Origin of the sequence: Allobosea sp. MMO-172, from assembly GCF_037147855.1 — a bacterium.
GTDB lineage: Bacteria > Pseudomonadota > Alphaproteobacteria > Rhizobiales > Beijerinckiaceae > Allobosea.
Genome location: NZ_JBBCUM010000026.1, coordinates 1 through 22,762 on the forward strand (window position 1 = coordinate 1; position 22,762 = coordinate 22,762).

Sequence of the window (22,762 nt, forward strand, 5' to 3'; positions counted from 1 at the left end):
GACGAAGGAGACGCCGAAGAAGGAGAAGCCGCGCACGACGCGCGCCTTCGGCACGGTCAGCATCGAGGTGGTCAGCGGATAGGTGACCTGGTCCTCGATCACCTGCGGCGCTTGGCCGGGATATTCGGTGTAGACGATGACCTGGACGTCGGAGAGGTCCGGGATGGCGTCGAGCGGCAGGGTCTTCAGCGCATAGACACCCGCCGCCACGGCGAAGGCAGCGGCCACGAAGACGAGGATCAGGTTGCGCGCCGACCAGGCGATGAGGCGGGCGATCATGGCTTGGCCTCCGGCTGCGCGAAGCCGCTCAGGGCGGCCTTGAGATTGCTCTCGGCGTCGATCAGGAAGTTGGCGGAGACGACGACGCGGTCGCCTTCGGAGACGCCTTCGGTAATCGCGACCATGCCGTCGCCGCGACGGCCGAGCTTGACCTCGCGCGGCTCGAACCGACCCTCGCCCAGATCAAGAATGACGACCCGGCGCGAGCCGCTGTCGATCACGGCGCTGTCGGGAACGGAGAGTTCCGGAGCTGCGTCACCGGAACCGATATCGACGTCGGCATACATGTTCGGCAACAGGATGCCGTCGCGGTTGGCAAGCTCGATGCGGACCTTAGCGGTGCGCGTTGCCTCGGCGATCTCCGGGTAGATCAAGCTGACGCGCCCCAAGAAGGAACTTCCCGGGCGACCGCGCAGCCGCACCGCGGCCGGTGCGCCAATGCGGACGGCGGCCAACTCGCGTTCCGGAACATCGGCCAGAACCCAGATCGTCGAGATGTCGGCTAGCCGAAACAGACTGCCGCCGGCGGCCATCCTCATCCCATCGCTGACCGAGCGTTCGAGCACGATCCCGTCACGCGGCGCCGACCAATTGATCGTCAACGGTACCTTTCTGGTGCGCTCGATCTCGGCAATGATCTCGGGCGGAACGCCGAGATTCTCCAGCCGCCGCCGCGCGCCGCCTTCAGGTCCGCCGCGCGCGGCGGCGTTGAGCTCGGTGATGAACTGCGCGCCCGCTGTGCTGATCTCCGGCGAGTAGATGTGCGCGAGCCGGGTTCCCTTCGCGACGTGGTCGCCGGTCGTGACCGGCGCGACCTCCTGGACAAAGGCGTCAGCGCGTATCGTCACGACGGAGACCCGCCGCTCGTCGAGCTGCACCACGCCCGGAACGTGAATGGTTTGGGCGATGCTCTGACGGCGGACGGGTTCGGAACGGACACCGCTGCGCTGGATGCGCCCGGGCGAGAGCTTGATGACCCCGTCTTCGTTTCCCTCGCCTTCGTAGACGGGGAGATAATCCATCCCCATCGAGTCTTTTTTCGGCACCGGCGACGTGTCGGGCAGGCCCATGGGATTGCGATAATAGAGGATGCGGCCCTTGTCGGCCTGCACCATCTGCTTCACGCCTTCCGGCTTCACCTCGTGAGCGTGGACTGAAAACGAGACCGCCGCCGGCATGGCCGGCGGCGGGGAGTGGTTCGGAAGAGGATGGGAGGCGCCGCTACTCGGCCGCGTCGAGGAATTCGCCGGACTCCTGATCGACCGGATCCTCGCCGATCGCCTCGTCGGCGGCCTCCCCGCCCTCTTCATCATCATTGGCGGCAACGGTGTTGGACGAAAGCCACTTGGAGAGCTCGGCCGCTTCCGGCGCGAAGCGCGCCGCGGAATGGACGAAATGCCCCTCCTTGTAGTGCTCGACGAGCGCCGCGCGGGTGTCCCGCACGCGCTGGCGGGGCAGCACCGGAGTGTCCTTGCAGGACGCCTCCAGCGCCGGACGCGACAGGCACGACAGGAAATCGTCCGTGCCCATGTTGGGAAGGAACGCGTGCGCGCCGATCGTCTCGCCGGCGACGCGGGCGACGATGCCGCTCTTGGTCGCGTTCTCCCGGCAAGAGAGCACCTCGATCAGCATGGAGCGCGCTGCAATGCGCAGCGTGTCCATGTCGAAGGCGAGAAGACCCTCAGCATCGAACAGCGACACCGCGTGCCGCGCCAGCCGGCTGTGGCCGTAGTAGACACCACCGGCACCCGTCGTGACCGAGACGTTCTGGCCAGTGAAGGCGAGGATCAGCAACGCCATCAGAGTGTCATCCTCGATCGGAGCCCGGCCGAGCGCCTCATGCAGCGCATCGGTGCGATAGTCGCCGATGATCTCGATGCCCCTGCGGGTGACGTCGGGACGAGGCTTGGCGACGGACCCGACATCACCGTCGTCCGCGCCATCGGAGCCATCGGTCGAATTCCCCTTCGGCATTTTCGGGTCAGGCATGCGGTAATGCACGGTCTGAACCCGGCCTTCGCGATCTAGGTACATCGCCGTGCAGTCGCCCTTGCCGGGCATGCCGTGAACACGCTCGGCCTTCTTGGGCAATTCGGCCTGGCCCCAGCTGTTGACCTCGGTGACGATCCCCTTCTTCGGGAGGTTGTTGGTCATCCATTCTTGCTGGGCGCCGAGGAAGGCCTCGACATTGATGGTATAGCGATTGTCCTGGTCGCCGGGCGCGAACAGGTCCTCAGCCCATTCGATGCTGTAGGCCTGGGCGAGATCATCGCCGAAGCTGGCATCGCGCGCGTACATCCGCTTCTTCTGCAGCGCCTGGGCGACGCTCCACCACGACACCTGCGGATCGCCCTTGGACGGCTTGTGCTTCCTCCAGACCTCCTTCTGCTCATCAAGTGCGGCCGCGGCGATCGTCCGGAGCTGGCGCTCGTCAGGCATGTCGCCCTTGGCCATCTGATCGAGCATCGCGGGCAGAACGTTGGCGAGCAGGCGCAGCTTCTTGACCTGGCGCACCGGCAGAGCGAGTGCGACGGCGATCGCTTCCTCTGTCCAGCCGAGGGCAATCAGCCGTTCGATCGAGCGCCAGAGATCAACCGGATTGAGGGCCTCCCTGGCGAGGTTCTCGACCATCGAGCGCATGGCGCCGTTGTCATTGGAAGGTTCGACGACGATGACATCGATCTCTTCGAGGCCCGCGGCGATGGCCTGTTTCACACGCCGGTGGCCGGAGTCGATGATGAAGCCGTTGCCGCCGCCCGTTTCGGGGGCGATGACGGGCGGCTGCACGACGCCGACCGCCTTGATCGTCGCCAGCAGCAACGCGTCGGCCTGGGGTGAGGACTTCGTCTGGCGCGAGCGACCGGGATTGTCCTTCAGCGCGCGCGGATCGACTTTGGTGAGATGCATGGTGATGCTCCGTCAGAGGTTGCCGGACGCAGGGGCCAATCCCCCGTCCTTTTCCGTCTTCTTGCCGAAGACACCTCCCGGCCCGCGGAGCGGCGGAACCGGCACAACCGCCGCGGAGCATCCCGGACCGGATGGCCGAGCGGGGCTGACAGCCCTGCGAGGATGACGGGCAGGGATCGCGACCGCGGCGCTTGAGCGTCAGCGTTGCCGGTCCTGCCACTTCGCTAGCAAACCCATTCTTTCTCCTTCCTCTCCCTTCTTGAATTGCCCCCTTAATGGTGGCATATAGAGCCATGGAGAAGCGTCGCCCGACCTATGATCTCGAAGCGGTCAAGGCGGCGTTCGGATCGGTCGACTGATCCGCCCCCGCCGACTGGTCCAAAGCGATTGTTAGTGGAGAGTTGGCCTCGCGGCCAGCGCGGGCGGCGTAGCTGGTCCGGGTTGCGCAGTCGCCCGCGCGGTCATGGCGGGCACGAAGACCTCCGGCGCGGGAGGCTTGTATCCGAGCGAGCCATGCGGGCGGACGGTGTTGAAGTGCCGCCGCCAGCTTTCTACGACGATCTTCGCCTCGGCGAGGGTGTAGAAGATCTCGCCGTCGAGGAGTTCGTCGCGCATCCTGGCATTGAACGACTCGATGAAGCCGTTCTCCCAAGGGCTGCCGGGTGCGATGTAGGCGGTCTTGGCGCCAACCGCGCCGATCCATTCCTGCACAGCCTTCGCGACGAACTCCGGCCCATTATCTGAGCGAACATGTTCCGGCACACCGCGCAGGATAAACAGGTCCGAGAGCACGTCGATGACATCGATCGCCTTCAACCTTCGGTCGATCCGGATCGCCAGGCATTCGTGGGTGAACTCGTCGATGATGTTGAGCATGCGATACTTTCTCCCATCATGGGTGCGGTCCTCGACAAAGTCGTAGGACCAGACATGGTTGGGCCGCTCGGCGCGAAGGCGGATGCAGGATCCGTCCGCGAGCCAGAGCCGACCTCGTTTGGGTTGTCGGGCTGGAACCTTCAGCCCCTCGCGTCGCCAGATCCGCTCGACCCGCTTGTCGTTGACGACCCAGCCTGCCGTCGAGCGCAGCAGGGCGGCGATCTTGCGATAGCCGTAGCGGCCGTATCGGCGGACCAGTTCGACGATGTCGGCGATGAGTTGCTCCTCATCGTCGCGACCGCGCGGAATCCGGCGCTGGGTCGAGCGGTGCTGCCCGAGTACACGGCAGATCCGTCGCTCCGAAACCTTCAGAGCGAGCCGGACATGGTCGATGCAGGCACGGCGACGCGCGGGGCTTACCAGTTTCCCGAAGCCGCCTCCTTCAGGATCAGCTTGTCGAGCGTCAGATCCGCGACGGCGCGGCGGAGCCGGGCGTTCTCGGCCTCAAGCTCTTTCATCCGCTTCACCTGATCTGACTTCAGGCCGCCGAACTCACGACGCCAGCGGTAGTAACTGACCTCCGTCACGCCGATCGAGCGGATCGCATCGGCAACGGATTGCCCCTGCGAGACCAGCACATCGACCTGGCGCAGCTTCGCGACGATCTCTTCCGGCTTGTGGCGTTTCTTCGGCATCTCGGTCCTCCTGTCTGCCAAAAGACATACTTCAGGGTGGACCAATTCAACGGGGGTGGATCAGGGTCTGGGGGCCGGTTGCATCCGGATCGCGCGGTGAACAAGGGCCGTGGTGACGATGAAGATCGCCTTCACCGCGCTCCACAACCTGGCGGGTGTTTCCCCTGCGAGCTTCGGGATTATTCCGCCGATCCTGGCGGACTCGGCCCAGGCGATCCCTGAAATCAGCATCCTGGCGAATTCGTCGCGCCTGATCCGCCCGGAGTAACGTTTCCCAGCAGAGGCGTGTCCGATTGCCCCTGCTGGAATCTACCCCGAGGCTGACCACGGTCAGCCCATCATCACCAACCCGACAGGAAGGGAAAAGATCATGACACTGCAGCTCGGCGACGTCGTTCCGGACTTCACCGCAGAAACGACAAAAGGAGCAATCAGCTTTCATGATTGGATTGAGGGCTCTTGGGCGGTGTTGTTCTCCCATCCGAAGAACTTCACCCCCGTCTGCACCACAGAGCTCGGCGATGTTGCGCGCCTGAAGCCGGAATTCGACCGGCGCAGCGTCAAGGTGATCGGGCTCAGCGTGGATGAGCTCGCCGCTCACGGCGACTGGGAAAACGATATCGAGGAAACGCAGGGCCAGCGGGTCAACTTCCCGCTCATCGCCGATTCCGATCGGAAGGTCGCCAGCCTGTACGGGATGATCCATCCCAATGCCAGCGACACGATGACCGTACGCTCGGTCTTCGTCATCGGCCCCGACAAGAAGCTGAAGCTCTCGTTGACCTATCCGGCGAGCACCGGACGCAACTTCGATGAGATTCTGCGCACGATCGATTCACTTCAGCTCACAGCGAAGCATAGCGTGGCCACCCCGTCGAACTGGCAGCAAGGCGGCGACGTGATCATTGTCCCATCGTTGTCGAACGAGGCCGCCAGGGAGAAATTTCCGGCCGGCTGGAAGGAGCTCAAGCCCTATCTGCGCGTGGTGCCGCAGCCCAAGGGTTGAGGCGAAAGCCACGACCCCATGACGCCGGAGAAGGTCTATGAAACCCGACGTAAAGACGTTTTACGACAAGCGCAGTGGAACGGCGAGCCATGTCGTGTGGTGCGCTCGATCCAAAGCCTGCGCGGTCATCGATCCGGTATTCGACCTCGATCCCGCGTCGGGGCACACCAGTTGTAAGCCAATCGAGATGATTGCGAACTTCGTGCGAGAGCGAGGATTGAGGCTCGGCTGGATCCTCGACACCCACATCCATCACGACCACATCTCTGGGGCCTCCGAGCTCAAACGGCTTTTGGGCGGGGCAATCGCGATCGGTGATCGGGTTGGTGAAGTCGCCACCGCAATCACGGATGTCTACGGCTTGGAGCCCCGCCACATCCAACTCGACCCGTTCGACAAACTCTTGGCCGACGGCGAACATCTCCCGCTCGGCGACTTCACGGTCGAGGCGCTCGCCACGCCTGGTCACACCATTGATCATCTCAGCTTCGTCATCGGCGACGCCGTTTTCACGGGCGACACGCTGTTCATGCCGGATTCCGGTACCGCGCGATGTGATTTCCATCGCGGCAGCGCCAGCGCGCTCTTTCAATCGATCAAGCGTATCCTCGATAGAGCAGACGACGTCGACCTGTTCGCGTGCCACGACTATGGAGCGGCCGGGCGGCGTGCCCCTGCTTGGCACAGCACGGTCGGAGCGCAGCGTAGCGCCAACATTCATATCGGCAATGGCACCGATGAAAGCGCGTTCGTTATCCTTCGCGAGAAGCGCGATGCCAGCCTCGATATGCCCGCACTGATGTTGCTCTCGCTACCCCTCAATATCCGAGCCGGGGCGCTACCTGCTCTATCAGCGCACGGGCGCATCATGTTGAGCGTTCCGCTGAATGTACCTCGTAACGCCATGTAAAAGCTCGGGCGCGAGGTAGGGTACCTTTACAGGCATTGCTTATCGCCAGTCGAATTATGCAGAGAGCTCAAAGCTCGGCCTGCAGCCGCTCGGACCGGAGCGTGATCAGCCAGACCAAGCAACCCCGACCAGATCTGGCACGCGCATCCACAGGCTGTGAACGACCAACGCTCAGCGGCAGGTTCGACGCAGGGATGAGCCACACGAAATGAGGAACAGAATGATAGTGATGCAACGCGCTCCTTCCCGGACCAGAGTTCGATCAAAGCTCGTGGGACGAAAGCTTGGGGGTCTCGCTGGCCTGCTGTTCGGAACGATTGCGTGGGCCTCGACCAGTCACGCCGAGCAAATCGACAGGTCTCAGATCCAGACGGTCATCCGCGAATATATCCTCGAAAATCCGCAGATTATCGAGGAAGCCCTGACCCAAGTTCGGCTTCGCGCTCAAAAAGCGGAGGCCGAGGCAAAGTCCGCGGCACTCATCGCTGAGCGAGCCGCGCTGCTGGAATCAAAAGGCGACATCGTCATGGGGAACCCCAATGGCGACGTCTCGCTGGTCGAGTTCTTCGACTTCAACTGCGGCTACTGCAAGCGCGCCGCTCCCGATGTCACTGCTCTCCTCGCAGGCGATCCGAAGCTGAGGGTCGTGTTGAAGGACCTGCCCATTTTGGGCCCGGGCTCGGTTGAAGCGGCGAAGGTCGGCCTAGCCGTGAAAGAAGTGGCTGGCGAGGCCAGAGCTGTCGAGTTTCACAAGCGCCTCATCGATTTTCGCGGCCGGATCGATGGTTCGAGGGCTATTGAAGTGGCTGGCGAGCTTGGGATCGACACCCAGCGCCTGAAATCGGTTGCGGCGAGCAAGGAGATTGAGGCGCTGATCTCTATGAATCTCGATCTCGCGCAGCGATTGGGTGTGACTGGTACCCCATCATTCGTGGTCGGCGATCAGCTCTTGGTCGGTGCCGTTGGTCAAATGCCGTTGGAAGAGGCCATTCGGGCTACACGGAAATAGGACGTTCAACACTAGCACCTGCCGGCGGCGCCATGCCTCCTCACTATCGCGCTCTGGTGTCCAATACTGATCGGCGCTGTTGATTTGGGAACAGAGAGGCGGGAGAGAAAGCTGCCCCGCTGGTCGCTGCCGATTGGAGTGATGGCCGAACACACTGGGGTCAAGGTTGAGACGATACGATATTACGAACGGATCAATCTACTTCCGAAGCCTAGCCGTGGCTGGTGCCCTAAGGTGATCCAGCCACGGTATCGAACGCAGCCGCGCTACTTCGTTTTCTGCACCTCCCGACGAACCATGTCATAGAGCTGCTGTGGACCGAAGTCGGTCAACGGTTGGCCGTTCACAAAGAACGTCGGAGTGCGTGTCACCTCCAGAGATTTGCTGTCGCGGGTGTCGCTATCCAGGGCAGCCTGGATTTCAGCGCGTGTCCAGTCCCGCTTCGCCTGCTCGATATCCAAGCCCGCATCTTTCGCGCGCGCCCAAGCCTTCTCCAACACGGGGCCAGTGTGATCGGCCCACTCCGGCTGAAACTCCAAGAGCGCCTCGAGGACGGGCACGAACTTGTCCTGAAGGCGAGCCGCTTCGAGGATTTTTACGGCGGCGTCGGAGCCGTCGTGAAATGCCGCGTAGCGCATAACGAGGCGAACATCGTTGGGGAACAAACCCATGATCTGCTTCAAGGGCGGATAGAAGGCTCGACACGCCTCACACGATGGATCGAAGAATTCCACGATTGTGACGGGCGCGTTCGGCGGACCAAGGACTGGGGAATGGCTCCGCACCAATGCCTCGGCACGTGCCGCGGCAATCTCGCGCGCTCTCCGCGCTTGTTGAGCGTTGTAAGCCACACTCCCGCCCACGAAGAACGAGAGCGCCAGCGCGCCAGTTGCAATGACAAGGCCGCGACGGTTCATGAGTGTGCCTTCGACTTTGAAGCAAGCAGGGCGAGCACGATTGCCAAAAATGCTGCCAGCGAGAGGTATGGGAGCGGCAGAACTCCGAGTACGGTCATCTCTGCGCTCGCGCAGGACGGGCCTTGCGAGCAGGGCTGGATGCCTTCTGGGATCAGGCCAGCGTAGAGCAGGCTGTGAAACAGAGCGATCGCCGCACCGAGAGCGGCCAGCGGCAATGCATATCGCCACACCGTCGTGTCCGCACGAAAGCTGGCGATAGCGAGTAGGATGGCGAGCGGGAACATGAATGCCCGCTGTTGCCAACAAAGGCTGCAGGGAGCCTGTCCCATTACCTCGCCGATGAAGAGCGCGCTTAAGCTCGCGACCAGCGCAACGAGCCATGCCAGATACAGGAACGACCACCGCCCTTCCTGGTCGGGTAACATGCTGGGATTTGTCATCAAATGGAGGCCTTTCAACCGATAAGTGCGAGGATTGGGAAGGTTTCGAGCAGCCAGAACGCCATGGTTGAGAGGCGCCCCGTCATCATGGCGAGCCCCATGGCGACCATCGTTAGGCCCGTGAAAATCTGGAGACCTCGACCGAAGCTGCGCAGCCTCCGCAGACGCGCAGTGATGCCGCCGGCTAGCAGTGCGGTGAGGAGAAAGGGGATGGCCAGGCCGAGCGAATAGATCGCCAAGAGAGCCACGCCCGCCGCGGGCGTCGTAGAGGTCGCACTCACGGTGAGGATTGCGCCGAGAATCGGCCCGATGCAGGGCGTCCAGCCGAAACCGAACGCGAGCCCGAGAACGTAAGCGCTTTGCGGCCGCCCGCCTGATACTTGCGGACTCAGTCGGAATTCCCGCTCCATCCAGGGGATGCGCACAACGCCAGTGCTGAAAATGCCAAAGACGACGATGATCGCGCCGCCGACGAGGCCGGCCTCGTAGCGATAGGAGAGCAGAAGCCGGCTTAACGCAGAGGCTCCCGCGCCTAGGATGACGAAAACCGTCGAAAAACCGAGCACGAACCAGAAGCTCATCGCAAGGGCACGTATCCGCGCTCTCGGGCTGTCGGAGTCGGCCGACAAACTTCCCGCGACATACGACAGGTAGCCAGGGACCAACGGCAGCACGCAGGGGGACAGAAACGAGACCGCGCCGGCGGCGAGAGCGGCTAGAATGCTGATGTTTGCGATTTCCATCAGGGCTTCTGTCCTTCGTTTCCGCCCTTTGCGATCAACCCAATGATCTCCTGCCTCGTTGCCGTCGCATCCCAAGATCTGGGGCCGAACCAGCGGCCGAGCTCGCGACCATTGCGATCGAGAAGGAGGGACGTCGGCAGCCCGGAAACCGAAAATTCTTTCACGGCCCGGCCGGCGGGATCGAGAAAGACCGGCAAGTCCACGATGCCCAGATTGCGGAGCAAAGGTTCTACGACTTCAGCGCCATCACGATCGACAGACAGTGCGACGACGCGAAGGCTAGGCTCTTTCCACTCGCGATTTAGACGCGCGAGAGCCGGAAGCTCCTCGCGGCATGACAAGCACCACGTGGCCCAGATGCTCAAGAGAACCGGCCGACCCTGAAAGCTTTTCAGGTCGGTAAATTCGCCACCGAGTCGATAGAATCCGAGTGCCCCAGTGGTTCCCGCTCGTGGAGCCTTCTCAACGACTAAGAGTGACGCAGCCAAAATCGCGACTGCCGCAGTTGCGACAGCCGTGAGGATAGCGAACCGGGACTTGAGAATTTTGCCGAGCACTGCGCGGCGCTCCTGGGCTGATCGGGATCATGAGCTGCCCCAAACCACGGCGCTGTCTGTGCGCGTGAGGTTCAGCTACGGCTTCGGATCCGCTGAACGCGGTCCTAGCAAAGCCTCTCGCGAGACCCGCTTGATCAACCTTGGGATGGAGGGCCGGTCGCGCGCGGCGGTGCTGTCGAGGGTGGCAAAACGACCGGAGCGAAAGGCAGCGCAAAAACCACCTTGGCCGGCCCGGGACGATCCGAAACCAAGACTGCAGCCGCAGGCGGGACCAAGGACGCCAAGGCGATGGGTTTCGCCCAGAAACAGCAACTGTTCAGGCCTTCGATATGCGCGGCGCGATCACCCTTGGTGGTCGGCGTTGTCCCGCAAATTTCTGACAGCGGGGTGTCGCGTTGAACGAATTTGATGGCGAGATGGTTGCTCGTCGCCGACGCACTAACCAGCAGCTGAAGCAGCAGCACGAGACCGCCCACGACAGCCAAGAGGCTGCGTCCGATCGTTCGAGCTGATCTGGTTGCCATCATGGTTCCGAATTATCGCGAGTTGAGCATCCGAGGCAATTTGGGAGGCCGAGGCTCGCGCTTTCTTGAAGGTGTCGTCCGGAGGCGATCATCGACCAGTCGACCTTTCGGTGATCCGCTCGTCGATCTCCCGCATCATCTCACGCTTATCCCATTCCCGCATTCCAGCCCACCGCGCGACCTCAACGCCGCTTGGATCGAGCAATAGCGTCATCGGAAGTCCCGTGACCCGGAGGGCAGACATGCTCCGGGCCTCGCGATCGAGGTAGATTCCAAGCGATCGAATATTCGCGCGCAGGTAAAAGTCTTTGACGAGCTGCGGACCTTTCCGGTCGACTGAAAGGGCGACAACCTCAAAGCGAGTGTCGCCTTTCAAAGCCTGAAGCCTATCGAGCGAAGGCATCTCTTTCACGCATGGTGGGCACCAGGTCGCCCAGACATTCAGGAGCACGTACTTGCCCCGGAAATCGGCCAGCGATCGCGGCTGGCCGTTGACGTCCTCAAAGGTCACTGCCGGGCGGAATTCTGCCTGTCCCCCAAATCGCCGAGCCAGCCCGAGATATGCTGCCGGGGCCGCGATGCCTAATATGACGACGGAAGCGCCGAGCCATCGGCGCCTGCTGATCACCTCAACACCATGCGAATTTTGGCGAGCGCCGAGCTATCTTCCTCGTGGTAGTCGATCATCGTTCGGAAGCTGCCGTCCGCATTCATAAGATACACAGACGCGGTGTGATCCATGGTGTAGCTGCCGTCGGTCGGGACCTTCTTGGCATAAGCCTTGTACGCTTTCAGAGCAGCTTCCACCTGCTCACGGGTCCCGCTCAAGCCGACGACCCGCGGGTCGAAGGACTCCAGATAGAGCGCCATCTGCTCTGGCGTGTCGCGTTCAGGATCCACTGTGATGAACAGGATCTGGAGCTTGTCCGCCGCCTGTCCGATCTGCTTCGTTAGGTTTCCCAACTGAACCAACGTGGTCGGGCAGACTTCCGGGCAATGCGTGAAGCCGAAAAAGACGGCCATCGGTTTGCCGACAAAGTCCTTGTTGGTGACAGACTTCCCTCGGTGATCGGTCAGCGAAAATGGTCCTCCGATGTCCACGGGCGCGGAGATGTTGGATTGGCTCTCCGCGGTAACCCTGGATCCGTCAACCCGCCACCAGCCCAGAAAAATCGCCGCGCAGGTGAAGCTAATCAGGATAACGGCAGCCCACGCTCCGTACCGTATCCACTTCAGAAATGGCATGGCTGAAACATTTGATTGTGGCGCTGATAGCGACGAAAGGCATGCGCTGCCGCTCGTCGATCCCCACTGTGACCGATGGCAAGAGTTGGGGAATTAGCGCCCAAGCCGGACTTCGGAAGGCCGCTTGCGGGGGGCAAAATCATCAAGGTCGTCTCCTCATAGCGAAGGGGCCGGCTAGGCCGGTTTAACTCACGGTATGAGGGCTGGTGGTGCTCTTGATCCTTGTCGAAGAAGTGCCCGGACTGGCACTACAACCGTAGCGTCAACGGCGGGCGCAGGTAGGTGAACGAACCGAGGCAAGCTGTTTTCGTCGGCAGCAGCCAGCTTGTTGGTGGGCAGCAAAGCCCTATCGCCTGGCGCGTACCGGTCTGAATTCCCATTCTGCAAAGATTGGTGGTGGTCCGAAACGCGGGCGGGCGCCTGCGAACCAGAATCGGTCGACAGGTCTTTGGCAGGCTTCGCGGCAGTCAATTCGAGTGCGTAGCTGGCCTGAACGGGCTGCATCAAGCACGTCAGCACCAGCGCGCAAGCGAGCGCAACTGCCCATAGGCACTGCCAACAGTATGCGCTCGAAATGCTTCTCACGATGCCCTGTTAAGCCGGCCACTGCGGTCAGGCAATGCGACGAGATGTTCACCCAACCGCAAGGTCGACCAGCAGTTTGATATTGAGGACGATGATGATGGCAGCCACCACCGCAGCGGTCACCGTCAGCCAGCGTGGGGCGACGAGCTCGCCCATTTTTGTCCGCGACGCAGTGAACATGACGAGTGGAACGATCGCGAAAGGAAGCTGCAGACCCAGGACGACCTGACTTAAGATCAGAAGCTTCGCCGTCTCTCCAGCACCATAGATCCAGGTGACGAGGAGAGCGGGAACGATGGCCACGAGCCGGGTCGCCAACCGTCGCAGCCACGAGGGGAGCTTGATATCGAGGAAGCCTTCCATGACGATCTGGCCCGCCATCGTCGCGGTGACCGTCGAGTTGAGCCCACAGCAGAGAAGGGCAATCGCGAAAAGGGTCGGTGCGATTGAAGCTCCGAGGAGCGGCGCGAGCAACTCGTGCGCTCTGCCGAGCTCCGCGACCTCGGTCTGCCCAGTCTTATGAAAGCTTGCAGCAGCCAGAACGAGGATGGACGCATTGACGATGAGCGCAAACATCAGCGCAATCGTTGAGTCGAGGGTTGCCCACTTTAGCGCGTCTCGTTTCTCAGGGATCGTACTCCCGTATGCCCGCGTCTGCACGATGCCGGAGTGCAAGTAGAGATTATGCGGCATCACTGTGGCACCGATGATTCCCAAGGCCAGGTAGAGCATCTGGGGATTGCGGACGATCTCGGTCGTCGGAGCAAAACCTCGAATGACCTCACCCCAGTTCGGATCCGCCAGAGCAATCTGGATGCCGAAACAGAGCGCAATTACGCCAAGTAGCGTGATGATAAAGGCTTCGACCCAACGGAAGCCCATATTCTGCAGCCAAAGGATAACGATCACGTCGAGAGCGGTGACTAAGACGCCGATCTCCATGGGCATGCCGAACAGCAAATTCAGCGCGATTGCCGTCCCGATGACTTCAGCGAGGTCGGTTGCGCAGATGGCCAGCTCCGCGAAGGCCCATAGCGGCCATGAGACCGCTTTTGGGAACGCGTCCCTGCACGCTTGCGCGAGATCCCGGCCGGTCGCGATGGCTAAGCGGGCGCAAAGGGCCTGCAGAATAATCGCCATGATGTTGGAAATGAGAGCGACGACCAGCAGCGCGTAGCCGAACTGCGCTCCCCCAGCGAGTGAAGTCGCCCAATTGCCGGGGTCCATATAGCCCACTGCAACGAGATAGCCGGGGCCTACGAAGGCAAGGAATCTGCGCCAGGGCGTCGCACCAGGATTTACTGTGATGCTCCGAAACACTTCGAGCATGGACGGCTCTCCGCGCTGCCTGCGCCAGCCGGTTTCAGCGATCTCGCGGCCCTTCATCGGAAGGTCTTTCTGTAAATGCATTTCATTTGCAATAAGAGAACTTGCTGAAGCCTGTCAAGGCCCGGGGATACCCGTTGACTGTTCGAGCCATCCGACGCCCGACGAGACTCCATCGGCGGGCGATTGCGCCCGCAACCAGAGTCTGAAATTTTTCGCTTGAACCTGAAGTCGCTAGAGGTTGTAGAGAGGCAGCTTCCGAAATTCGGGCACCAGGAGTCATCCCTATGGCGGCCAGCAAGGACAGCAAGCTTCAGCCTTTGAGCTGGAAGATCAGCGGGATGGATTGCGCCAGCTGCGTGGCCAAGGTGCGCGGTGCCGTCGAAAAAATGCCAGGCGTGTCCGATTTCAGGCTCTCGCTGATGTCGGAAACGATGAAGCTGAAGTTAGACGAGACGCGTACGTCTCGCCAGGCGGTCGAGCAGCGCGTGAAAAGCCTAGGCTTTGGCGCAATAGCTATGGTCGAGAGCAAGCGCCACGCGAATGACGACGTCGGCCAAACCCACGACCACAACCACCACCACGACAAAGCTGAACCGTCGAAGCAGACCCTGTCCTGGAAGGTTGCGGGTATGGACTGCGCAAGCTGCGCAGCGAAGATCCGCGGCGCCGTGGAGCGCCTCCCCGGCGTCAGTGATGTCAAAGTCTCGGTGATATCCGAGACTTTGACCCTTGCACTGGATGCCGGACGAACCGCCCCTGACGCGATCGAGAAGCGCGTGAAGGGTCTCGGCTACACGACTACTGCGCTTGCAGCACTGGCATCACCGGCGCCGGCGGTAAAAGAAGACAGTTGTGGCTGCGGGCATGATCATGGTCACGCGGGTCACACTCACGATCACCATGATCACGATCATGCCCAGCATGATCACGGCAAAACTTCATGTTCGGGCCAAGACCATGGCCACTCGCATGATCATGCCCACGGGCACAACCATGACCATGCTGGCCATAAGCATGATCGTGACCACGATCACGGTGACCACAATCACGATCATTCAGGCCACAAGCACGCCGCTCATTCACACAGTGCCAAGGCCTCGGGCTCCACGTCTGCAGTGAGTGACCACGGACACGGCCTGCCCGGCCATGTCCATGAGGCTACACCCGACGGCGCGAGCTGGTACCAGACCGGTAAGGGCCGGCTCGTCATCGCGACGGGCCTGTTCCTGGGTGCCGCCTACGCCGCCGGGCTGATCTGGCCGGGCATCGGCCACTGGGCCTTTATCGTGGCCTGTGTCGTCGGCGTCGCGCCGGTGGCGAAACGCGCGTTCGCGGCGGCCCGCGCCGGCATCCCCTTCACCATCGAAATGTTGATGACGATCGCCGCCATCGGCGCGCTCTTCATCGGCGCCGCCGAGGAAGCGGCGCTGGTCGTCTTCCTCTTCGCTGTCGGCGAAGTCCTCGAAGGCGTCGCGGCCGACCGGGCCCGCGCCTCGATCCGCGCGCTCGGCGATCTCGTCCCGAAGACGGCTATCATCGAGGAGAACGGCTCGACCCGCCAGGTCGACGCCACGAGCCTCAGAATTGGCCAGACCGTGCTTGTCCGTCCCGGCGACCGCATCCCGGCCGATGGCGAGATCACCGACGGCACCTCCGGCATCGATGAGAGTCCGGTCACTGGCGAGTCGATGCCCAAGACCAAGGGCGTCGGGGAACCCGTCTATGCCGGCTCGGTCAATCGCGAAGCGGCCCTGCGCGTGCGCGTCGACAAAGCGGCCGAGGACAACACCATCGCCCGCATTATCCGCCTGGTCGAGGAGGCACAGGAGGCCCGCGCGCCGACCGAACGCTTCATCGACCGCTTCTCGCGCTGGTACATGCCGGCGATCGTCGGCCTCGCCTTGCTGGTCGCGCTGGTGCCGCCGCTGCTCTACGCCGGCGAATGGTCGGTCTGGATCTACCGCGCGTTGGCGCTGCTGCTGATCGGCTGCCCCTGCGCGCTCGTCATCTCGGTGCCCGCCTCCATTGCAGCCGCATTGTCGGCCGGCGCCCGCCAGGGCCTGCTGATGAAGGGCGGTGTCGTCATTGAAGCGGCCGCCAAGACGGGCGTCGTCGCCTTCGACAAGACCGGTACGTTGACCGCTGGTACTCCGCGCGTGACTGAAGTGATCGCACTCGGAGAGGATGAACGCCGCGTCGTCGAACTCGCGGCATCCGTTGAAACCGGATCGAACCACCCTCTGGCTGAGGCAATCTTGGATCGCGCCAAGTCTCACGCCATCACGGTTCGACCGGCGCAAAATGCTGCGGCTATCGCCGGGCAAGGTGTCACTGGCTCCTTGGATGGCATTTCGGTTTTTGTTGGCGCGCCCCGGCATGCGATTTCCCGAGCGACGTTCGACTCTGAGGCCAAGGCGAATGTCGAACGGCTTGAATCCGATGGAAAGACCGTCGCCGCCGTAATCGCCGGCGACAAACTGGTGGGGCTAATCGCATTGCGTGATGAACCTCGCGATGATGCTGCCCTGGCTGTAGCCGAATTGAAGGCGATGGGAATTCGATCGCTTATGTTGACGGGCGACAACGCTCGAACCGGCGCCGCCATCGCAGGTGGACTTGGCATGGAGCACAAAGCCGAGCTGATGCCTGACGATAAGGTCACCGCCATCAAATCGCTCGCGAGCGAGACATCTGTGATGATGGTCGGTGACGGCATCAATGACGCCCCCGCCCTCGCTGCAGCCAATGTCGGAGTGGCGATGGGCTCCGGCACGGATGTTGCTCTGGAGACGGCCGACGGAGCCGTCCTCAAAAGCCGGGTTCGGGATATCGCTGCCATGATCCGCCTGGCGCGGGCGACGATGGGCAATATCCGGACGAACATCACCATCGCGCTGGCGCTCAAGGGCGTGTTCCTCGTGACCAGCGTCTTGGGCTACACTGGCTTGTGGGTCGCCATCCTTGCTGACACGGGAGCGACCGTCATCGTAACCGCAAACGCTCTGCGGCTATTGCGCTTCAACGCCAGTCAAGTGTCTTAGAAATGTCGGCCCTGGAACTCGCGGCGTACGGGGTGGCTGTCGCCTACGTTGCGGGCTTCTTGGTGCTATCGTTTGCGGTAGCTCGATCCTCTGATCAGCCAGTGTGGCTGTTTGACAAGAGATCGCCCGGCCAATTCCTACCGGCGCTGCTGTTCAGGCTTTCGTTCTCGGGAGCAGTGCTATGGCCGTTCGGTGCGACATTCTTCTGTAACGCATTTTTGGCTGATCCTTTGTCGGGGGTCCTCAGCGGGTATGTGCCAGACGCAATAGGGTTGGCTTTTGTAGTAGCCGGTGCCTGTTTTGCGCTTATTGGGCAAGACTACATGGGAAATTCATGGAGGATCGGAGCGGCCGAAGGTCACGTCGGGTCTATCGTCGATAGCGGGCCTTTCGCAATTTCACGGAACCCTGTTTTTGTCGGCCAAGCGATCTTGTTCATAGGCCTCTTCATCACCAAACCTAATCTCGTCCAAGCGATTCTCACAGGATCCGCGCTCTGCGCCATCGTCCTCCAGGTGCGCATTGAGGAGCGCGTTTTGGTGCAGGCCTTGGGCGAACCGTATCACGGGTATTGCCGACGCGTGGACCGATGGTTCGGCTACCGATCTACGCAGTCCGGAGACCTATGATGGTGCAGGCTCGGATGATCCGTCGTGTACTGGCCTGGGCAGCTTTTGCGATGGCCGCCGATCAGGCCACCAAATGGTTGATCCTTACCAAGATCATGGTGCCTCCGCGCATCATCGAACTGACGCCGTTTCTGAATCTCCGTCTCGGCTTCAATTACGGAGTCAGCTTCGGCCTGGGCAGCGAGTGGCTTGAGGCATGGCCGGAGGCTCTTGCCCTACTGAAGCTTTTCGCCGCGGTCGGCCTGATCGTTTGGGCTGCAAGAAGTGAAACACGTCTGGAGCAGGTCGGGTTGTCGCTGATCGCCGGTGGAGCGCTTGGCAATGCCTTGGATCGCTGGCGCCAAGGCGCTGTCACTGACTTCATCGATCTCCACTGGGCGGGGTATCATTGGCCGACTTTCAACGGTGCCGACATCGCCATCAGCGCCGGCGTCTCTTTGATATTGCTCGCTAGCTTGATGCCTCTGATTTCGCGGTCAGCCCCTTCCTCCACAAAATTGAATGGAGGTTCCAAATGATTGGCACTGGCATTCGGAAGTTTCTGGATGCTTTGGGGCGAGCCGAAAGGGTCGATTCTCCGAGCTTAAAGGCGGTGGGCAGGACGGTCGGACTCGCGTTGATTGGTGTGGGGCCCTTCCTCTTGCTGGGCATGACCCATACCGAACCGGTCGCACGGGCCAATGGGGTCTCAGTGATACATCCTTGGTCGAGCGGCACGGCTTTGGCTGGCGACGATCTGCGTGTTTTTGTGACCTTTGATAACGCCGCGCCGAGACTGGATCGACTGATCGCTGTCGAAACGAACGAAGCCTCCAGTTTCGTGTTTGAGAAGGCCGCGGGGCGCTCGCCGACCAGGTTCATGGACGAGCTCGGAGAGATCGACTTGGCTCCCACGACCAAAACAAGCTTGAAACCCGACTATCAGCAAATTCGGCTTGTCGGACTGACCCGGAAGGTTGAGCCAGGCACCACCATACCTGTGGACTTCATCTTTGCGCGTGCTGGTCGCCTAAAAGCTGAGATTCGTATCGAGAATCCAGGCGAGCCGCAGCATTTTGATCATTCGTGAGCCGACAGTCGGTTTCATGCCGCAAGGTGAAATAGCACCCTTGCTAAAAACCACTTTGATCGTCGAGATCGATAGAAATTGCTGTATTAAGTTGGAGGGCGCAATGGGTGCAGGACATTCTCACGCTGGCGGTCAAGCGACCGGCGCCGGAAAACATAAGTCGCGCCTTGCAATTGCATTGGCGCTGACAACGTCTTTCATGTTTGCGGAAGTCGTTGGCGGCCTTTGGACAGGAAGCTTGGCCTTGTTGGCCGACGCCGCGCACATGCTCACCGATGCCGGCGGACTCGCTCTGGCGCTAATAGCCATCAGATTTGCCGAGCGGCCCGCAACACCAGAACGCACGTTCGGCTATGTCCGCCTCGAAATCCTCTCCGCGCTGGCTAACGCGGTCGTACTGCTGCTTTTGACGATCTATATTCTGTTTGAGGCATACCAGCGCTTTAAAAATCCCCCCGAAATTCTCAGCGGCCCGATGCTCGTGGTTGCTGTCATTGGTCTCGTAGTCAACCTGATCAGCTTGAAGCTCCTTGCTGGCGGCTCATCCGAGAGTCTGAACGTCAAAGGAGCTTATTTTGAGGTTCTCGGCGATATGCTGGGTTCACTTGGTGTCATTATCGCCGCTGTGGTCATAATGTTCACGGGGTGGAAGTTGGCCGATCCAATCATCGGCGCGGGAATTGGGCTATTCATTGTTCCGCGAACCTGGATTCTACTGAAGCAGGCAGCCCACATTTTGATGGAGGGGACTCCCCCGGAGGTTGACATCGGGGCCATTGAAAAGCGCCTGATGTCACTCCCGGGGGTTACCGCGATCCATGACCTTCATGTCTGGACCTTGACGTCAGGCCTGGATGCAATGAGCTGCCACATCATCACGTCGGACATCTTGCAGTCCAAGAGCACGCTTCAGGCAGCCAGTCAGATCATGCGCGAGGAATTCGGAGTCTCGCACACAACCATCCAGATCGAAGACCAGGACATTCGGCAGTCCTCTGGGCACGACGCTCGAATCTGAGTTATCCGGCCGGTTCAATCAAATATCCGACCGAGGAGCCCACGGCGGCCATAACCGCTTCCATGGCCGCCGCCATGACCACCACCGTGTCCGCTGCCATGGCTGCCACCATGCCCGCCGCCATGGCCACCACCGTGATTGTCGTAGCCACCTTGGTAGCCAGCAGGTTGCTGGGCGCCTTGAGGCGGGTAGCCCTGGTTGGTGGGCTGAACCGGTGGAGATCCCCATGGCGCTGCCGTCCCTTGCGGGGGCAGGAAACTTGGCGAGGGCTGCTCCTGTGGAGCATTTGGTTCACGCAAACTGCGCTCGATAATTTTGTCCAGTTCGCCGCGGTCGAGCCATACGCCGCGGCATTTCGGGCAATAGTCGATCTCAATGCCCAAGCGATCGCTCATGACGAGATCAACGCGGCACACCGGACATGGGAGTCCATCATGCTGCTTGGGGGCGGTATCGTTCATCGCAGACGCTCCTTACGAACACGGAGTGCCTACGATACAATCTATAGTCACTAGAGCTTCAACCCTCCTGCCTGAGGCAGATTGACGCAATCAGGTGTTACAGTTTCCCTGGTGTCGAATGGACATTCGGGTCTTCGACGTGGCGCTTATCCTCCGTTTGCTGCATGCGAACGTAAGACACTGCGTAGAACAGCACTGCCAGAACGATCAAACCGAAGGCGAGAGCCCTATTTCGAGACCTCATTTCTGTCTTCCTCAATATATCCAGCGACTTAACGCGAATGCTCGTGTGGCTTTGTTAAAGTAAATAGAACGCAAACGCGCAGCGTTCAATTTACACGTTGAACTTCGTTCGATTTGAATGCCGGCGAAGTATGACCGTCCTCGACAGGAGGTCGTCATGTTTGCGCTCGCCAAATCGCTGCTTGCCCTTTCCGCGGTCATTGTGACCCACGCTTATTTCTCGCCGGCGCGAGCTAATGGCCTCACCGACCTCGCACATCTCCATGCAGGTCAAGCGGCTTTGGCGCCTATTGGCTGGGCCCAGTTTTGCTCGGACAACCCCACTGAATGCGCACCTCGGCCGACCACTCGACTGGCGGCCAACTTGAATGACGCCCGCTGGGCAGAATTGGTCGAGGTGAACCTCCGATTTAACAAAACGATCCAACCGGTCACCGACCTCGATCAGTTTGGCGTTATCGAGCGCTGGACTTACGCGACGACCGGGAAGGGGGATTGCGAAGACTATGTTCTGGAAAAGCGCCGCGAGCTCTTGCGGCGCGGATGGCCCCTCTCGGCGCTGCTCATCACGGTGGTCATCGATCGGGAAGGAGGAGGACACGCTGTCCTGACGGTCGTCACCGATCGCGGAGAATTCGTTCTGGACAATCAGATCGACAAAATCCTCCCGTGGTCTCGCTCTGGCCTGACCTTCATCAGACGTCAGTCGCCGGCGAACCAGAATGAGTGGCAGGATCTGGGGCGCATTCTCGGGCGCCCTGATGTGGTGACTGCCAGCATTACTCCGCTTCGCTAGTACGGTCCTGATGATCTTTCTGAGTTGATCAGCGGTTGGCGCCTCGAGGGATGCACCTGCAAACGGGAGACCTGCGGGGATGAGTGACTTGGAACGGCACAAAGGCGTCCGGCTCGCAGCACGGGCAATGCTGTGAAGGCCAAGCTCTCGGCTGCGAATCGTCACTTCTAGGCCTCCCACGTTCGCGCTGGTGTCGCACCTAAAGTGACATGAGGTTCAAGCCCCTTTGGTCCCGGCGCCCAGATGAGCGGCATTTTGCCCCTTGAACCTCTAGTGGCATCAGCTTGTAGGCTTCCGCGTCGTCAATATCTCAAAAGCGCCCGCGGTCGTCCCAGCCCATGTTTCAACGTTCCTCGACCCTCGCGAAATTGGCTGTAGCCGCCGGCTTGTCGGCGCTCCTGCTTGCGGGCTGTGTCTTGGGCGAAGGCGGCGGAGATGCCCGGCATTTGCAGCCCCTGCCGGCGAAGCTCGTTTCGCAGATGTCTGCCAAAGGTATGACGCAGACGGATCCAATCTTCATTCGCATCTTCAAAAAGGAGAGCGAACTGGAGGTTTGGAAGCGGGATCGAAGCGGTCGATTTTCCCTTCTCAAAACTTACCCGATGTGCCGCTGGTCAGGACAGCTTGGCCCCAAAACGCGTGAAGGCGACAGGCAGGCTCCGGAGGGCTTCTACACCGTCACAGCCGATTTGATGAACCCACGGTCGGAATTCTATTTATCGTTCAACCTGGGCTACCCAAACGCGCTGGAGCGCTCTCAGGGCTTCACAGGATCAGCCCTCATGGTCCACGGCGCCTGCACATCCGCAGGGTGCTTTGCCATGACCGATGACGGTGTGGCTGAGATTTTCGCACTGGCTCGGGAGGCGTTTGCCGGCGGCCAAAAGAGTTTCCAGGTTCAGGCGCTTCCTTTCCGGATGACGCCAGAAAACATGGCAGCACACCGAAGCAGTCCGAACATGGCCTTCTGGCGCAATCTCAAGGAAGGGTCGGATCACTTCGAGGCAACAAGACAGCCCCCGAAGATCGCAGCATGTGAGCGGCGGTATGTTTTCGACGCAGCGGGCGATAGCTCACGGTTCATCGCAGGTGCGCCATGCCCCGCTTTCGAAGTCGAACCGGCGATACAGTCTCTCGTCTCAGAAAGACGCGCAAACGATGAGAGGCGGTTCAGCGCGCTGACCAGCGCAAGCTCGGCATCGCCGATCCTCGCTTACGCGGATGGTGGCATGCATTCCAGCTTCCGCAAAATGCTGAAGGAAATGGGCCCCGAGCGCCTGCAAAGCCTTGTGGCTGGCCGCGTCGAGATAAGCCGACCAGATGCCGCGCTGCTCGATCCCTATGGAGCCACCGGATCACCGCCCGAAGCAACTGGCTCGATCAACGTTCGTTGACCCAGCTTCATCAAATCTCGCAGAGTTTTGGAATATGTCAGCACACCAAACTGAACGAGCTGGGGCCGCGGCCAAGCTCCGCAGACGCA

The 22,762-nt window shown here is 61.0% G+C and carries 24 protein-coding genes and 1 pseudogene; 12 read left to right on the forward strand and 13 right to left on the reverse strand.

Annotated features, from left to right (window positions below; all coding sequences use genetic code 11):
• From WFK61_RS24785 to WFK61_RS24800, 4 genes are all read right to left on the reverse strand, one after another.
• A partial coding sequence (locus WFK61_RS24785; protein ID WP_336814722.1) for an efflux RND transporter permease subunit occupies window positions 1-279 on the reverse strand: 279 nt, incomplete at its 3' end.
• Complete coding sequence (locus tag WFK61_RS24790; RefSeq protein WP_442896372.1) at window positions 276-1,595, reverse strand: efflux RND transporter periplasmic adaptor subunit; 1,320 nt, start codon at window positions 1,593-1,595, stop codon at window positions 276-278. The genes WFK61_RS24790 and WFK61_RS24785, both read right to left, overlap by 4 nt.
• Window positions 1,501-3,186: a ParB N-terminal domain-containing protein gene (locus tag WFK61_RS24795; protein WP_336814724.1), complete on the reverse strand. Its 1,686-nt coding sequence runs from the start codon at window positions 3,184-3,186 to the stop codon at window positions 1,501-1,503. The genes WFK61_RS24790 and WFK61_RS24795 overlap by 95 nt, the downstream gene beginning before the upstream one ends.
• Before the next feature lie 390 nt (window positions 3,187-3,576).
• Window positions 3,577-4,757, reverse strand: a protein-coding gene (locus WFK61_RS24800) for an IS3 family transposase (RefSeq protein WP_336814725.1) whose coding sequence is annotated in 2 segments (ribosomal slippage) — window positions 3,577-4,493 and window positions 4,493-4,757 — 1,182 coding nt in all. Because the reading frame shifts where the segments join, the coding sequence is not laid out codon by codon here.
• A 112-nt stretch (window positions 4,758-4,869) separates the two neighbouring features.
• Here WFK61_RS24800 and WFK61_RS24805 point away from each other — a divergent pair.
• From WFK61_RS24805 to WFK61_RS24825, 5 genes are all read left to right on the forward strand, one after another.
• Window positions 4,870-5,025, forward strand: a complete 156-nt coding sequence (locus tag WFK61_RS24805; protein WP_336814726.1) for a hypothetical protein — start codon at window positions 4,870-4,872, stop codon at window positions 5,023-5,025.
• A 102-nt stretch (window positions 5,026-5,127) separates the two neighbouring features.
• Complete coding sequence (locus WFK61_RS24810; protein WP_055727081.1) at window positions 5,128-5,763, forward strand: peroxiredoxin; 636 nt, start codon at window positions 5,128-5,130, stop codon at window positions 5,761-5,763.
• Window positions 5,764-5,800: 37 nt separating this feature from the next.
• Window positions 5,801-6,673, forward strand: coding sequence for an MBL fold metallo-hydrolase (locus WFK61_RS24815; protein WP_336814727.1), 873 nt, complete (start codon window positions 5,801-5,803; stop codon window positions 6,671-6,673).
• A 271-nt stretch (window positions 6,674-6,944) separates the two neighbouring features.
• A complete protein-coding gene (locus tag WFK61_RS24820) occupies window positions 6,945-7,682 on the forward strand; it encodes a DsbA family protein (RefSeq protein ID WP_336814728.1) in 738 nt (245 codons plus the stop codon).
• Window positions 7,683-7,823: 141 nt separating this feature from the next.
• A complete protein-coding gene (locus WFK61_RS24825) occupies window positions 7,824-7,988 on the forward strand; it encodes a MerR family DNA-binding transcriptional regulator (protein ID WP_336814729.1) in 165 nt (54 codons plus the stop codon).
• Here WFK61_RS24825 and WFK61_RS24830 read toward each other — a convergent pair.
• The 8 genes from WFK61_RS24830 to WFK61_RS24865 form a co-directional block, all read right to left on the reverse strand.
• Complete coding sequence (locus WFK61_RS24830) at window positions 7,949-8,599, reverse strand: DsbA family protein (protein WP_336814730.1); 651 nt, start codon at window positions 8,597-8,599, stop codon at window positions 7,949-7,951. The two genes, WFK61_RS24825 and WFK61_RS24830, sit on opposite strands and share 40 nt — an antisense overlap.
• Window positions 8,596-9,024: a disulfide bond formation protein B gene (locus WFK61_RS24835; protein ID WP_336814731.1), complete on the reverse strand. Its 429-nt coding sequence runs from the start codon at window positions 9,022-9,024 to the stop codon at window positions 8,596-8,598. Before WFK61_RS24835 ends, WFK61_RS24830 begins: the two co-directional genes overlap by 4 nt.
• A gap of 29 nt (window positions 9,025-9,053) precedes the next feature.
• On the reverse strand, window positions 9,054-9,782 hold the full coding sequence (locus tag WFK61_RS24840; RefSeq protein WP_336814732.1) for a cytochrome c biogenesis CcdA family protein: 729 nt from the start codon (window positions 9,780-9,782) through the stop codon (window positions 9,054-9,056).
• On the reverse strand, window positions 9,782-10,339 hold the full coding sequence (locus tag WFK61_RS24845) for a TlpA disulfide reductase family protein (protein WP_336814733.1): 558 nt from the start codon (window positions 10,337-10,339) through the stop codon (window positions 9,782-9,784). Before WFK61_RS24845 ends, WFK61_RS24840 begins: the two co-directional genes overlap by 1 nt.
• Window positions 10,340-10,473: 134 nt before the next feature.
• Complete coding sequence (locus WFK61_RS24850; protein ID WP_336814734.1) at window positions 10,474-10,824, reverse strand: hypothetical protein; 351 nt, start codon at window positions 10,822-10,824, stop codon at window positions 10,474-10,476.
• A gap of 127 nt (window positions 10,825-10,951) precedes the next feature.
• Window positions 10,952-11,374 (reverse strand): TlpA disulfide reductase family protein, encoded by a 423-nt coding sequence (locus WFK61_RS24855; RefSeq protein WP_336814735.1) that lies wholly within the window; start codon window positions 11,372-11,374, stop codon window positions 10,952-10,954.
• A 113-nt stretch (window positions 11,375-11,487) separates the two neighbouring features.
• Complete coding sequence (locus tag WFK61_RS24860; protein WP_336814736.1) at window positions 11,488-12,108, reverse strand: SCO family protein; 621 nt, start codon at window positions 12,106-12,108, stop codon at window positions 11,488-11,490.
• A gap of 633 nt (window positions 12,109-12,741) precedes the next feature.
• Window positions 12,742-14,103, reverse strand: a complete 1,362-nt coding sequence (locus WFK61_RS24865) for an Nramp family divalent metal transporter (RefSeq protein WP_442896373.1) — start codon at window positions 14,101-14,103, stop codon at window positions 12,742-12,744.
• A 203-nt stretch (window positions 14,104-14,306) separates the two neighbouring features.
• Between WFK61_RS24865 and WFK61_RS24870 the strand changes: the two genes are divergently transcribed.
• The 5 genes from WFK61_RS24870 (at window position 14,307) to WFK61_RS24885 (ending at window position 19,779) form a co-directional block, all read left to right on the forward strand.
• Window positions 14,307-17,063 (forward strand): heavy metal translocating P-type ATPase, encoded by a 2,757-nt coding sequence (locus WFK61_RS24870; RefSeq protein WP_336814738.1) that lies wholly within the window; start codon window positions 14,307-14,309, stop codon window positions 17,061-17,063.
• A 2-nt stretch (window positions 17,064-17,065) separates the two neighbouring features.
• Entirely contained in the window at window positions 17,066-17,692 is a 627-nt protein-coding gene (locus WFK61_RS26170) for a methyltransferase family protein (RefSeq protein WP_442896374.1), read from the forward strand.
• Complete coding sequence (gene lspA, locus WFK61_RS24875) at window positions 17,689-18,210, forward strand: signal peptidase II (RefSeq protein ID WP_336814739.1); 522 nt, start codon at window positions 17,689-17,691, stop codon at window positions 18,208-18,210. The genes WFK61_RS26170 and lspA overlap by 4 nt, the downstream gene beginning before the upstream one ends.
• Window positions 18,207-18,761 carry a copper chaperone PCu(A)C domain-containing protein gene (locus tag WFK61_RS24880; RefSeq protein ID WP_336814740.1) on the forward strand — a complete coding sequence of 185 codons (555 nt, stop codon included), beginning with the start codon at window positions 18,207-18,209 and terminating at the stop codon, window positions 18,759-18,761. Before lspA ends, WFK61_RS24880 begins: the two co-directional genes overlap by 4 nt.
• Window positions 18,762-18,864: 103 nt before the next feature.
• Window positions 18,865-19,779: a cation diffusion facilitator family transporter gene (locus WFK61_RS24885; protein WP_336814754.1), complete on the forward strand. Its 915-nt coding sequence runs from the start codon at window positions 18,865-18,867 to the stop codon at window positions 19,777-19,779.
• Between the two features lie 275 nt (window positions 19,780-20,054).
• Here WFK61_RS24885 and WFK61_RS26175 read toward each other — a convergent pair.
• Window positions 20,055-20,240, reverse strand: a pseudogene (locus tag WFK61_RS26175) (TFIIB-type zinc ribbon-containing protein); the annotation flags it as partial.
• 400 nt (window positions 20,241-20,640) lie between these two features.
• On the opposite strand from WFK61_RS26175, the gene WFK61_RS24895 reads away from it, so the two are divergent.
• Together WFK61_RS24895 and WFK61_RS24900 are read left to right on the forward strand one after the other, a co-directional pair.
• The gene (locus WFK61_RS24895) at window positions 20,641-21,279 is read left to right on the forward strand and encodes a transglutaminase-like cysteine peptidase (RefSeq protein ID WP_336814742.1); all 639 of its coding nucleotides are present in this window, start codon (window positions 20,641-20,643) and stop codon (window positions 21,277-21,279) included.
• 338 nt (window positions 21,280-21,617) lie between these two features.
• On the forward strand, window positions 21,618-22,673 hold the full coding sequence (locus tag WFK61_RS24900; protein WP_336814743.1) for a murein L,D-transpeptidase family protein: 1,056 nt from the start codon (window positions 21,618-21,620) through the stop codon (window positions 22,671-22,673).
• Window positions 22,674-22,762: the final 89 nt, after the last annotated feature.